This is a genomic window from Streptomyces sp. NPDC054863, assembly GCF_053610825.1.
Genome location: NZ_JBSGZD010000240.1, coordinates 1 through 12246 on the forward strand (window position 1 = coordinate 1; position 12246 = coordinate 12246).

Consider the following 12246-nt stretch of genomic DNA (forward strand, 5'->3'; position numbering starts at 1 on the left):
CCCCCGGGGCGACCCGACTTCCCAGCACACCCGTGGTCGGCTTCATGGTTGGTCGGGCACACCCTGTGGTTGGTTCCGTGGTGGGTCCGGCGCTCCCCCGCCGACTGACGAACCAACCACGGACTCACCGCACCTGGCCCGGTGGCGGCGACCGGCGGCAACACCGGCCACCCCCGGTCGCCGCCCCACGGCCACCACAACCGGCCACCGGCCAGCGGCCACCACGGCCAGTAGCCACCGCACAATGGCCACCGGACAGCCGTCCCGGGCGGCGCCGACCGGTCCACCTCCGGCAGACCCCCCGGCCCCACCCGCCAACAGCCCCGCACCAGTACAGGACAGATACCACGCACAGCAGACACACAGGCCACCCCGACGAACCCCCTGACCACCTCCACAACACACCCAGGGTGGGTTCCGTGGTAGGTCCGACCTCCCCCCGCCGACGAACCAACCACCGAGCCCACCACAGCTGGTCACGGGCGAGCGAACCCGGGCGCCCGTCCCTGCCGCCCCAAGGCGGGCACGGGCCGGGCGGCTCGCCCCAGGGGTGCGGAACCCTGCCCGGCGGTGTGGGTGCACGGGGCTGTTCATCCGTGCCTGCAGGCCCCACCATGCTCCTGACTACTCGGGCGTAACAGGTCGTAGGGGGAAGTGTGTTGAAGCCTGGCTCCCAGCTCGGCGGCAGGAGCGCCGTTCCGCTGCTGGCCGTCGTCGTATCCCTGTTGTTGTTCCTGCCGGCTGCCACCGTGCATGCGCAGGCGCCCGCGCGGGGCACGGATTCCGCCCGTATCCCGGTGGTCTTGGTCCATGGTTACAACGCCGACCCCGGTGTTTGGGGCGGCCTGCGTGAGGACTTCAAGGCTGACGGGTACACCGAGGCCGAGCTCTTCTCCTTCGGTTACGACACCCATCGGTCGGTCAACGAAGTCCTGGCCGGCGAACTCGCCGCGTACGTCGAGAACGTCAAGCGGCAGACCGGAGCGGGCCGCGTCGATCTCGTGGCCCACTCCTTCGGCAGCCTCGTCACCCGCTGGTACACGAAGTTCGACCCCGCCGGCCAGTCGTCCGTGGCGCACTGGGTTTCCCTTGCCGGCCCCAACCACGGCACCAGCACCGCGTGGGCCTGTACCCTGTGGGACCAGGCGTGCCGCGACATGACTCCCGGCTCCTACGTACAGAAGCGGCTCGCGGAGGGCGACGAGACACCCGAGGCCGTGCGCTACGCCACCTGGTGGTCGGACTGCGACGAGGTCATCAACCCCGACAGCAGCGTGCCGATGACCGGTGCCGTCAACACCGCCGCCGGCTGCCTCGACCACAACGCACTCCTGGGCGACGACACCGTCTCCCGGGGAGTCCGCGCCACCCTCCGCTCGTAGAGCTCGTAAGACTCGTAAGGCTCGTAAAACGATCTTGTTGAAGTCCCGCGGCGAAGGGCGGCGCGAGCGCGGTGTACGGAAGTCCGCGTGGCCGCTGCACCGGAGGCGTACACCGCTCTTGGGTCCGGCGGACGGTCCCGGTCCGTCACCGGACGGCGCGGTCCTGGACGCGGCGGGCCACGGCGAGCACGACCGGCGCCGCGAGCCAGCACAGGTACGCGTCGGAGCTCATGGTCAGGAACGAGACGGGGACGGACGCCCCGAACACCGCGGCCAGGCAGGTGCTGCGCACCAGGCTCTCGGCGAACTCCCGGGGCGGGACGTCCGTGCGGTACAGGTGTGCGCGTCGGATCTCCCGGATGATCAGCGCGAACGACGCGGACGCCAGGACCTGCACGATCGCGTACAGGGTGAACCGGGGTGGGAAGGCGCCGTCGGCGGTGATCACCCGGGTCGCGAACGGCATCAGGACCTGCAGGAACAGCCAGGCCAGGGTGAGGCTTGTCAGGCGGCTGTTCAGCGAGCGGACGTGTCGGAAGATCTCGTGGTGGGCGCGCCAGTGGGCGGCGATGACCGCGAAGCTGAGTGCGAAGGCCAGGTACTCCTTGCTGTGGGCCGACACCGAGCTCAGCATGGCGCCGGTGGTGTCGCCGGTGGGGACGGGGAGGTCCAGTGCCAGCAGGGTGAGTGCGATCGGGATCGCTGCGTCGACGAGCGCGATCAGCCGCTGGGTGGCGAGCGTTCGTGCCTCGCCGGTCGCGTCGGACTCGTCGATCGCGTCGGTCGCGTCGGGCCCGCCGAGTCCGTCCAGTCCGTCGGGTTCGTTGTCGGGTTTGTGGCTGGTACGGGTCGTCATGGTGGGGATCAGCTCCCTGCGGTTCGGGCGACGGTTTCCGCGGGCGGCCGGGGCGTGGCCGCCAGGCGCCGGGACCGTACGGCCAGGATGATCATGACTGCCGGGATCAGGAGGTCGTTGACGAGGACTCCGCCGGTGTTGCCGGGGACGTGGTCACCGCCTGCGAACCACTGGTAGAGGTGGCCGGCCAGGGCTCCCCAGAGGAACATCCCGCCGCCGATCCCGATGGTGATGCGTTCCCGCGCGGATGCCGAGGCGGCCCGGAAGCCCATGACGGCCAGTCCGAGGTTGGCGAAGGCGATCTCGAACATGAAGGGCGTCCGGTCGAAGCCGATTGCCGTGGCCATGACATCCGGGAAGGCGAGGAACGCGACCGTCATCCACAGGCTGCCGCAGCCGAAGGCGCCGATGGCCCACCAGCGCTGCCAGGTTTCCAGCGCCTGCTGGGGCGACCGGGCGCGGCGGGTCCGTACGAAGGCCCCGATGGCCGGCACCAGGATCCAGACCAGGGGGAAGGCGGACTGGGCGAGGTAGGAGAAGTTGTCCATGCCTCCATTCTTAACTGGTTAATATTAACCCGTCAACGGTCGGGTACAGTGGTAGCCGTGGATGACGGACTCGCAGACGCACTGCACCGCGTGGTCATGCTGCTGGGCGAAGCCGCCCGGCGGCGCACCGACGACCCCGGCGGCCCGACCTACAGCCAGATACGCCTCCTGGGCACGCTGGAGGACATCGAGCCGGTGACGCAGCACCAGCTCGCGCAGGCGCTGTCGGTGTCCGACCCGGCGATCAGCCGGGCGCTACGACCGCTCGAAGCGGACGGCCTGGTGCAGATCACCGTCGACCCCGAACACGCGCGGCGACGGCTGGTCCGTCTCACCGAGGCCGGCCGGAATGCCTTCCACACCGCCGGGAAACCGCTCGGCGACGAATTCCGGGCCGGGCTCGTCGCAGCCGGTTTCCCCTACGAGCGCTACCTTGAGGACACCCGCCGGCTGGCCGAGATCCTCGCATCCGACTGAGACCGAGGCAGGGGCAGGGAGGGGGCAAGGGCAGGGGCAGGTCGCGGTGTGCCTCCGTCGCGGGGCCCCACACGCGTGGGGCCCGGAGACAGCAGCCTCCAGGCCCCACCCATGTGCTGCGCCCCTGTGCCCCGCTCTCCTCGGACCTGGCCAGAGCTCTCAGACGGCGCGGCTGAGCCGTTCCGTCCCGATCGCCTATTACGGATCCGGCCAGGACGCCGCACCGTTGAACGCGACGGACGACCTGCCCGCCGGGTGACACCACGCACACCGACAGCCAGCGCCCAGAACAGGAGAGGGAGAGCGGCGACCCGTTCCATGCCTCCCATGCCGAGGCCGAGGCAGTGGTGGGGGAGGAACAGCCCGAAGGCGACGAGCGCGGTGACTCCCAGCAGGCCGGTGCCCCACCGCAGACAGGCCGGTAGACGTTCTGCCAGGCCGAACCCCGCCAGGGCGAGACCGGTGTTGCCCGCGGCCATGATGAGGAGGGCACCCAGGACGTGCTGGTTCTCGTTGACGTCCGGCGGGAGCCAGCCCGGCCCGTACGAATCCCACGCCGGCAGCAGCGATCAGCAGGCGGGCCGTGGCAGCGGCCCGGCCGCTGCGTCACAGGACACCACCGGTCAGGGCGGCGCCGACAACGAGCAGCGCCCCCAGGACGACGAACGAACCATGCATCAGAGCGTGCCCGGGTGAGCAGATGTACTGCGGCTCGGGCTCCGGATGCAGGGCGCACAGAGCGTTGCCCAGGTCGCTGATGCTGTTCCACGCCCAGCCGTACGGTCCGGCCCAGGCCGACCCGGCGATCCAGTGGACGGCGAAGAACTGCACCACGCCCACGATCCATGCCCAGTACCCGCTTCGGACTCTCACTCTGTCCACCTTCCGCCACGCGAATCCCGTCGCGGACTTCCGTGCGGACAGCCGATCATGCGGCGGCGAACTCGGGCACTCCGACGAGCCCCCGGCAACGGGGTGGAGCGGGCCCTACTGCCGGCTTCTGGCAACCACCCGGCTCAAGCGCTCAGTCGCTCCAGCGGTCGTGGATCTCGCTCAGCGTCGCGAACCACACGTCGTCGTGCCGACGGGCGTGGCGGACGAAGCGTTCCAGCATCATGATCACGTGTGCCCGCCCGCTCACGATGCCGTGCACGGTGAGGATCACGACGCCGTCGGGCTCGTTCTCGTAGGCGTAGTCGAAGGTGTCCCGCCAGCGCGCGAAGGCCCCCTCGGTCGACATGAGCCCGGCGAGCAGGCCGGGGACGTGGTCGAGTGCGGGGACGTCGTCCAGGCGCCAGGACACGGGCAGTTCGAGCACCGGGCTGGGCGGGCCGAACGCGTGAGGTTCCTCTCGGTGGACCACGACGGGGCGCGGCCGGTACGGGACGAAGTCGCGGCCCATCAACGAGCTGTCCCAGGCGAAGCCGAACTCCTCAAGGATGCCGAGTGTGGAGTGGGAGAAGTCCCAGGCAGGTGAGCGGTATCCGCGGGGGCGCCGGCCGACGATCTTCTCGTGCCGGCCGAGCTGCCACTCCATCAGCCGCCGTTCCTCCTGCTCCGTGAGCGAGGGCACCGACTCGTGGTACGCGCCGTGCGCGGCGATCTCGTGCCCGTGGTCGAGCACCGACCGGATGCTGTCCGGGAACGTGATCAACGTATGCCCGGGTGTGCACCAGGTCGTCGGTATCCGGTGCTTCTCGAACAGCGCGAGCAGGCGCGGGGTGCCCACCTCGACGTCGAATTCGCCGCGCGAGAGAAACGCGGGGCTGAGCTTGGAGATGTCCCCGTCGGGCGCACACTGTGCGTCGAAGTCGACGCTGATACTGACGGCGAGACGCTTGCCTTCGGGCAGGTCGAGCGGCATGGAGGCTCTTTCGTCGAGTGCCGGGAACTTGATCGTCGTGTTCCGACCAACTCCGACCTCGCACACGGGTATTCCCCTCGCCCGCGGCCCGTCCACGATCCGAGTACGGCTCAGGCAGTGCTGTCCGGGGCCGATTCGGATTTCGTGTGGAGGAACTCGCGGACCTGTTCCGCGGCGCGGGTGAAGCTCTCGGAGACGTAGTCGAGGAAGCGGACGATGCTCTCCAGGCGGGCAGCGGCCGGGGTGCCGGGGCCGAGGATGCCAACTCCCTGCCGTGCGTTCTCGACCAGTTGGGCGGTGGAGCGGGCGCCGGCCATCATCGCCTGGTACCAGATGTCGTCGACGACGACGTAGCGCTCGCGGCGGCGTTCGCCGCGTTCTCTGCGTACGAGGCCCTGACTGTCGAGGAACGCGACCACCTTGGAGACGGACGCCGGACCGACCTCGAAATGCCGGGCGAGTTCGGACGCAGCGAGGCTGCCGGAGTCGGTGAGGGTTCCGTGGGGCTGCGGCGATGTCTCCGGTCCCCGGGGCGCGGTCTGCCTGCGTCGCTGAGTACGGCGTTCGGTGGCGCGGTGGGCCAGGTCGGCGCGGTAGGCGGTGGGGCCGCCGTTGCGCATGACCTCGCGGGTGATCGTGGAGGTCGGGCGGTCGAGACGCCGGGCGATCTCCGCGTAGGCGAGGCCGTCGGCCGGTCCCCACGCGATCTGCTGACGTTCCTGCTGGGTGAGCCTGCCGCCCGGCATCGCGTTCTCCTACACGTTTTCGTTCCCCGTGGTCGTCCCGGGCGGCCCGAGCTTAGCGTTCACTCTCAACGCATTGCAACGAACGGGCGGCTGACGTTGCATTAGACACCAAGGACATTGCAACGAAATTTCCGTACTGACCTGCATAGATGGCAACTTGATGCAACGACAGAGTTGCCAGTTTCATGAAGGCAACGTAGCGTTTCTGTCATCGGAAACAACGAGCCGAAGGAAAACATCATGCAGTTCACCACCACCGCCCCCGTCAGTGCCGTCCTCGACATCCCCGCCGGGAGCATCCGCCTCATCGCCACCGACCGGGCCGACACCACGGTCGAGGTCCTCCCCTCGAGCGCCTCGAAGAGCCGAGACGCCAAGGCGGCGGAGCAGACCACGGTCGAGTACCGCGACGGCGTCCTGCGGATCGAGAACCCGGCCGCGAAGAACCAGACCTTCGGCCACCCCGGATCCGTCGAGGTCACCGTCCAACTGCCCGCCGGCTCCCGCGTCGAGGCGAAGACGGCCACCGCCGAGTTCCGGGGCGTCGGACGCCTCGGCACCGTCACCTACGAGAGCGCGCACGGCTCCGTCAAGCTCGACGAGACCGACGGCGCCGAGCTCACCCTCCAGGCCGGCGACATCCAGGTCGGCCGCCTCGGCGGCCCCGCCCGGATCAGCACCCAGAAGGGCAACCTCCGCATCAACGAGGCCGTCCACGGCGAGGTCGTACTGCGCACCGAGGCCGGCGAGATCACCATCGGCGCCGCCCGAGGCGTCTCCGCCACCCTCGACGCCGGCACCGCCTACGGCCGCATCCACAACACCCTCAACAACACCGACGGCGCCACCGCCGGCCTGAACATCCGGGCGACCACCTCGTACGGCAACATCACCGCCCGCAGCCTCTGACCTGCACCCCCAGGCCCGAAGCCCTGGAGAACCTCCTGAAACGCGGTGTTCGGGAAGGCCGGACGCGCAGCCCGGCAGCCGGGCCGGCACCGCAGCCCCGTACGCCCGGAAACGGCAGCGGAGATCGCGCGCAACACCGTCAACTCCGCTGCCCCCAGGCAACTTCATCACCATGCGCAACACTGATATCGAGGAAGGACCCAGAGAATGACCACTACTGAGGACTACCAGGCCGCCGAGCAGCTCCTGCGCCGGCCCGCCCGCCCCGGCGAGCTCGTCGTCGGCGACAAGGTCAGGCCCCAGTGGATCGACCAAGGCGCCCGCTTCTGGTACGCGGTGAGCAACGGCGCCGGCAAGCGGTTCGTCCTGGTCGACCCGGCGGCGGGCACCCGCGAGCCGGCCTTCGACCACACCCGGGTCGCCGCCGCGCTGGCCGCCGCCTCCGGGCAGCAGGCCGACCCCGAGGCCCTGCCGTTCACTGGCATCCAACTGGCCCCGGACGCCGTCGAGTTCGACGCGTACGGCGAGTACTGGCGCTGCCGCCTGGACGACTACACCTGTGAGCGGGCCGAGTTCACGCCGCCCGGCAACCCGCTGGAAGTGCCCTCGCCCGACGGGAAGTTCGCGGTGTCCCGGCGGGGCCCCGACCTGTGGGCGCGCTCACTCTCCGACGGCCGCGAGTGGGCGCTGACCACCGACGGCGGGAGCGACCACCAGTACGGCACCGGCCCCGCCTCCACGGGCAACAGCACCCTGCTGCGCAAGATCGGCCTGCCCCACATGCCGCCCGCGATCGCCTGGTCGCCCGACTCGACGAGGGTACTCACGCACCGCACCGATGAACGCAATGTCCGCCCGGCCCACCTCGTGGAGGCCGCGCCCGCCGGCGGCGGCGCGCCCCAACTGCACACCCAGCGGTACGCCCACCCCGGGGACGCGCACCTGCCGCTGGCCGAACTCGTCGTACTGGACGTCGCCGCGGGCACCGTGGTCCGCGCGCAGGCCGAGCCGCTGCTCATGCCGCACCTGTCGCCGGTCATGAGCAAGTGGGCGTGGTGGGCCCCGGACGGCTCGGCGGTGTACTACCTCGACCGCTCCCGCGGCCTGCACACCCTCGCTCTGCGCCGGCTGGACCCGGCCACCGGTGAGGTGACCGAAGTGCTCAGCGAGACCGGGGAGACCCGGGTGGAGCCCAACCAGTGGCTGTTCGAGCCGCCGCTCGTGCGGGTGCTGGCCGGCGAGGTGCTGTGGTACTCGCAGCGGGACGGCTGGGGCCACCTCTACCGGTACGACCTGCGCACCGGCGCGCTGCTCGGGCAGGTCACCTCCGGGCAGTGGGGGGTACGGGAGATACTGCGCGTCGACGAGGCCGAGCGGGTGGTGTACTTCACCGCCACCGGGCTCATCGACGAGGATCCCTACCGGCGCACGGTGTGCCGCATCTCGCTGGACGGCTCCGGCTTCGCCAGGGTCACCGACGACGACCAGGACCACGTCGTCACCGTGGCGGCGGACCAGGGGTACTTCCTCGACTCCGCCTCCACCGTCGACACGCCGCCGGTGTCGCGTGTCGTCGACTGGACGGGGCAGGTCCTGGTCGAGCTGGAGCGTGCCGACATCAGCAAACTCACCGCGACCGGCTGGACGGCGCCGGAGCGGTTCTGTGTGAAGGCGGCCGACGGGGAGACGGACATCTACGGGGTGCTGTACCGGCCGCGCGGGTTCGACGCCTCCCGGCATTACCCCGTGGTGGACCACGTCTACCCCGGCCCGCAGGTCAACCGCGTCGCCCCGTGCTTCGACCCGGGCGGCATGGGCCTCGACGCGGAACCCCTCGCGGCGCTCGGCTTCGTGGTCGTGGCCCTGGACGGGCGGGGCACCCCGGGACGGAACAAGGCCTTCCACGACGCCTCCTGGGGACGCCTGGCCGACGCGGGCGGCCTGGCCGACCACGTCGCGGCGCTGCGGCAACTCGCCGCGAGCAGGCCGTGGATGGACCTGGACCGGGTGGGCGTGTTCGGCCACTCCGGAGGCGGATACGCCGCAGCGCGGGCGATGCTGGAGTTCCCCGACACGTACAAGGCCGGGGTCGCCCTCTCCGGGTCGCACGACGCCCGCACCTTCAATCCGGGCTTCGTGGAGACCTACGACGGCGCCGACAGCCCCGAGGCCTGGGACCGTACCTCCAGCCTGGACCTCGCGGACCGGCTCGCGGGCAAACTGCTGCTCGTCCACGGCGAGATGGACGACCAGGTGCACCCGAGCCAGACGCTGCGCCTGGCCGACCGGCTCGTCGCCGCGAACAACGACTTCGAGCTGCTCGTCGTACCGGGGGCCGAGCACACGTTCATCGACTGCCTGGCCTACGTACGCACCCGCTGCTGGGACTTCCTGGTGCGCGAGCTGACGGGCACGCAGCCGCCCGCCCACCGCCCCGCGCCGATCGCCGTCGGCCCGGAGCTGCTCGCCGAGATGTTCGCCTGAACACGACACCACCACGCCGGGGGCTGACGGTGCCGCGGTTCCGGGCGGGCAGCGCGGGGAGGGCCGAGGTGTGAGGTCGGTGGGGGGTGTGCGGGTCAGCCCAGCAGGTCGGCGACCGGAACGCCAACGGGGCCGCCGCCTGCGGTAAGCCCGCCGAGCAGGGCTCCGGGGGCGGGGACGGCGCCGGGGCCGCCCGGGTGCACCCGGCGCGCTGCGGCTTCCTCCTTGAGCTGCAGGTCGTCCACCCGGGACTTGATGCCGGCCAGGAACTTCGGCGGGTTGGCGATGTCCGTCAGCTGCTGCAACTGCTGGGCGTTGACGGCGTCGGCCCGCGACTGGGCCGCTGCGACCTGCTCGGATCCCGGCATGGCGTGGTCACCGTCGTGGTGGGCGAACGCCGGGGTGGCCGAGCCCAGGGCAACGAACGTTCCGGCAAGGGCGGCGGTGGCCTGCATGTACTTCACGAGGGGTCCTGTCTGTGGGCGGTGACGGGACGACACGCCGCCGAAGTGGCCGCTGTCGTTTCACCTCTGGAGAACGCGTGCCCTCGCCAATGGAGACGTGACCGGACCGCAGATCACCCTATTGACGCACTCCGTCCTCCGGCGGGGCCCGGCGGCCGAACGCTCTTCCGGGGCGGGGCCGGTGTGCGACTGACGGGCGGGGCGGGCGCGTGACTTCCGTGCGGTGCGGCTCGTTGCGCCTGCGTCCAGCCGAAACGCACTCAGCAGGAGAACCATGCGCCATCACAAGGCCACTGCCGCCGCCCTTGCCGTTCTCGCCTCGGGCACGGCGCTCGCCGCTGCTGGGACTGCTCAGGCTGCTGCTCCCGAAGCCGCTCCGAAGCCGGGCCCGGCCGCTGCGGCACCGGCCGGTGATCCTTTGGGTGGCCTCCCTCTGGTCGGGGAACTGACCAAGGCGGGCGCATCCGCGAAGTCCGCCGCTCCCGGTGGCCTCCCCGGTGGCCTCCCTGGTGGCCTGCTCGGTGGCCTCCCCGTCGGCAGCTGACCGCAGCGCGGCGGGGTGGGGTGGGCGTGACTCTCCGGTGCGCCCGCCGTTGACAGTCCATGAAGAAGCACGCGCTGATCCTCGCCGCCGCGGCTGTCGCCGCGCTCGCTGCTCCGGCCGTTGCCGCTTCGGCGGACGAACTGCCGTCCGTACTGCCCCTGACGGTTCCGGAGGTCTCGAAGGGGAGTTTCCAGGGCGCCGACCGTGTCCTGGAGCCCGCACCCCTGGCTTCCCGATAAGCGTCGCAGATCACTTCTCACGGCTTCTCGCTATAGGCCTTTCGGGTGACAGAAAAAACTCGCGGAATCAAGTGAGTTTCCTCGATGACGCCACCTCGTTACGGATAGCGAAAGCGGTGCTACGGGAATGCGAAATCAACTCGTGCAGCACGAAATGCGTGACTGTTCACGGTGCCGCCCAAAGAAAGGTCACAAAATGAAGTCCATGAAGATCGCCGCAGTCGTCGCCGGCACGCTGATGACCCTCGGTGCGGCCTCCCCCGCCATGGCGGACGCCGAGGCCGAGTCCAAGGTCATGAACTCCCCGGGCGTGCTCTCGGGCAACAACATCCAGGTTCCGGTGCACGTGCCCGTGAACCTCTGCGGCAACAGCGTGAACCTGATCGCCCTGCTGAACCCGGCGTTCGGCAACACCTGCATCAACAAGTAGTTCTGAATCCGAACCCTCGTGTGTTCGGACCCGGCCAGTCCCTGAATTCATGTATTGCATTCAGGGGTTGGCCGTTCAACGCCTCCTCGCGTGTGGGTGAGCAATCGGCTCACCCCGCAATCATGAAAGACAGGGAACGGCGAAGTGCGACAGGTATTGCGTAAGAGCGTGCTGGTCACAGCAGCAGTCTCGGGGGTGCTCTCCATGACCGCGGGCGCCGCCCACGCGGACGCGGTGGCAGAGGGGACGGCCGCGAACTCGCCGGGCGTCGGCTCTGGCAACAGCGCTCAGGTTCCGGTGCACGTCCCGGTGAACCTCTGCGGCAACACGGTCAATGTGATCGGTCTGCTGAACCCGGCATTCGGCAACAAGTGCGCGAACGTCTCCAAGAAGGCGCCGGGTACGGGCAAGGCCAGCGGGGCCACCGCCGACTCGAAGGTGGCCAACTCCCCGGGCGTCGTGTCCGGCAACAACGCTCAGGTTCCGGTACACGTCCCGGTCAACGTCTGCGGCAACACGGTCAACGCGGCAGCGCTGCTGAACCCGGCGTTCGGCAACGAGTGCGCGAACGTCTCCGGGAAGGCGCCGGGCACAGGCACGGGTACGGGCACGAACAACGGGGCCTCGGCCGACTCGAAGGTGACCAACTCCCCGGGCGTCGTGTCCGGCAACAACGCTCAGGTTCCGGTACACGTCCCGGTCAACGTCTGCGGCAACACGGCCAACGCCGCGGCGCTCCTGAACCCGGCATTCGGCAACGAGTGCTCCAACGGGCCGGCCATGCCGACCCCGCCGGCCGACGAGCCGCCGGCTGATGAGCCGCCCGCCGACGAGCCCCCGGCGGATGAGCCCCCGGCCGACGAGCCGCCCGCGGACGAGCCGCCCGCCGACGAGCCCCCGGCGGATGAGCCCCCGGCCGACGAGCCGCCCGCGGACGAGCCGCCCGCGGACGAGCCGCCCGCCGACGAGCCCCCGGCCGACGAGCCGCCGGTCGTCAAGCCCCCGGTCGTCAAGCCGCCCGTCAAGCCCACCGTCCCGAGCAAGCCCACCACTCCGAGCAAGCCCGCGGCTCCGAGCAAGCCCACCGCTCCCAGCAAGCCCACTGCCCCGGGCAAGCCCACCGGTGGTAAGCCGCGCATGGCGTCCACCGGTGTCGGTGAGCCCGGAAACGCTGCTGCGCTGGGCGCGGCGCTGCTCCCCGCCGGCGCGTTCCTGGCCCGCCGCGGTCGCGCCGCACAGCGCTGACCCTGAGGTTCCGGGCGGCCGTTGCCGCCCCAGCGGGGCAGGTCCTTGAGGACACTGT

14 protein-coding genes are annotated in these 12246 nt (G+C 70.4%); 8 read left to right on the top strand and 6 right to left on the bottom strand.

The window, feature by feature from the left end; all coding sequences use genetic code 11:
- Window positions 1-728: 728 nt before the first annotated feature.
- Entirely contained in the window at window positions 729-1382 is a 654-nt protein-coding gene (locus tag ACWGIG_RS29905; RefSeq protein WP_453324822.1) for an esterase/lipase family protein, read from the top strand.
- Window positions 1383-1527: 145 nt separating this feature from the next.
- On the opposite strand, the gene ACWGIG_RS29910 is transcribed toward ACWGIG_RS29905, so the two are convergent.
- Entirely contained in the window at window positions 1528-2238 is a 711-nt protein-coding gene (locus ACWGIG_RS29910) for a TMEM175 family protein (protein ID WP_453324809.1), read from the bottom strand.
- 8 nt (window positions 2239-2246) lie between these two features.
- Window positions 2247-2786 (bottom strand): DUF6790 family protein, encoded by a 540-nt coding sequence (locus tag ACWGIG_RS29915; RefSeq protein ID WP_453324810.1) that lies wholly within the window; start codon window positions 2784-2786, stop codon window positions 2247-2249.
- Window positions 2787-2843: 57 nt separating this feature from the next.
- Here ACWGIG_RS29915 and ACWGIG_RS29920 point away from each other — a divergent pair, with 57 nt between their 5' ends.
- The gene (locus ACWGIG_RS29920) at window positions 2844-3263 is read left to right on the top strand and encodes a MarR family winged helix-turn-helix transcriptional regulator (RefSeq protein WP_453324811.1); all 420 of its coding nucleotides are present in this window, start codon (window positions 2844-2846) and stop codon (window positions 3261-3263) included.
- Window positions 3264-3869: 606 nt separating this feature from the next.
- Here the strand turns inward: ACWGIG_RS29920 and ACWGIG_RS29925 are convergent.
- The 3 genes from ACWGIG_RS29925 to ACWGIG_RS29935 form a co-directional block, all read right to left on the bottom strand.
- Window positions 3870-4136 (bottom strand): hypothetical protein, encoded by a 267-nt coding sequence (locus ACWGIG_RS29925; RefSeq protein ID WP_453324812.1) that lies wholly within the window; start codon window positions 4134-4136, stop codon window positions 3870-3872.
- A gap of 151 nt (window positions 4137-4287) precedes the next feature.
- On the bottom strand, window positions 4288-5127 hold the full coding sequence (locus ACWGIG_RS29930) for a polysaccharide deacetylase family protein (RefSeq protein WP_453324813.1): 840 nt from the start codon (window positions 5125-5127) through the stop codon (window positions 4288-4290).
- A gap of 110 nt (window positions 5128-5237) precedes the next feature.
- Window positions 5238-5873, bottom strand: coding sequence for a helix-turn-helix domain-containing protein (locus tag ACWGIG_RS29935; protein WP_453324814.1), 636 nt, complete (start codon window positions 5871-5873; stop codon window positions 5238-5240).
- Window positions 5874-6113: 240 nt separating this feature from the next.
- Between ACWGIG_RS29935 and ACWGIG_RS29940 the strand changes: the two genes are divergently transcribed.
- Both ACWGIG_RS29940 and ACWGIG_RS29945 read left to right on the top strand, forming a co-directional pair.
- Complete coding sequence (locus tag ACWGIG_RS29940; protein WP_453324815.1) at window positions 6114-6782, top strand: DUF4097 family beta strand repeat-containing protein; 669 nt, start codon at window positions 6114-6116, stop codon at window positions 6780-6782.
- Between the two features lie 207 nt (window positions 6783-6989).
- The gene (locus ACWGIG_RS29945) at window positions 6990-9266 is read left to right on the top strand and encodes a DPP IV N-terminal domain-containing protein (protein ID WP_453324816.1); all 2277 of its coding nucleotides are present in this window, start codon (window positions 6990-6992) and stop codon (window positions 9264-9266) included.
- A 95-nt stretch (window positions 9267-9361) separates the two neighbouring features.
- Here the strand turns inward: ACWGIG_RS29945 and ACWGIG_RS29950 are convergent, their stop codons facing one another.
- Window positions 9362-9730, bottom strand: a complete 369-nt coding sequence (locus ACWGIG_RS29950; RefSeq protein ID WP_453324817.1) for a hypothetical protein — start codon at window positions 9728-9730, stop codon at window positions 9362-9364.
- Between the two features lie 274 nt (window positions 9731-10004).
- Between ACWGIG_RS29950 and ACWGIG_RS29955 the strand changes: the two genes are divergently transcribed.
- The 4 genes from ACWGIG_RS29955 (at window position 10005) to ACWGIG_RS29970 (ending at window position 12188) form a co-directional block, all read left to right on the top strand.
- Window positions 10005-10274 (top strand): hypothetical protein, encoded by a 270-nt coding sequence (locus ACWGIG_RS29955; protein WP_453324818.1) that lies wholly within the window; start codon window positions 10005-10007, stop codon window positions 10272-10274.
- Between the two features lie 59 nt (window positions 10275-10333).
- Complete coding sequence (locus ACWGIG_RS29960; protein ID WP_453324819.1) at window positions 10334-10513, top strand: hypothetical protein; 180 nt, start codon at window positions 10334-10336, stop codon at window positions 10511-10513.
- Between the two features lie 196 nt (window positions 10514-10709).
- The gene (locus ACWGIG_RS29965) at window positions 10710-10943 is read left to right on the top strand and encodes a chaplin (RefSeq protein ID WP_453324820.1); all 234 of its coding nucleotides are present in this window, start codon (window positions 10710-10712) and stop codon (window positions 10941-10943) included.
- Between the two features lie 144 nt (window positions 10944-11087).
- Window positions 11088-12188: a chaplin family protein gene (locus ACWGIG_RS29970; protein ID WP_453324821.1), complete on the top strand. Its 1101-nt coding sequence runs from the start codon at window positions 11088-11090 to the stop codon at window positions 12186-12188.
- Window positions 12189-12246: the final 58 nt, after the last annotated feature.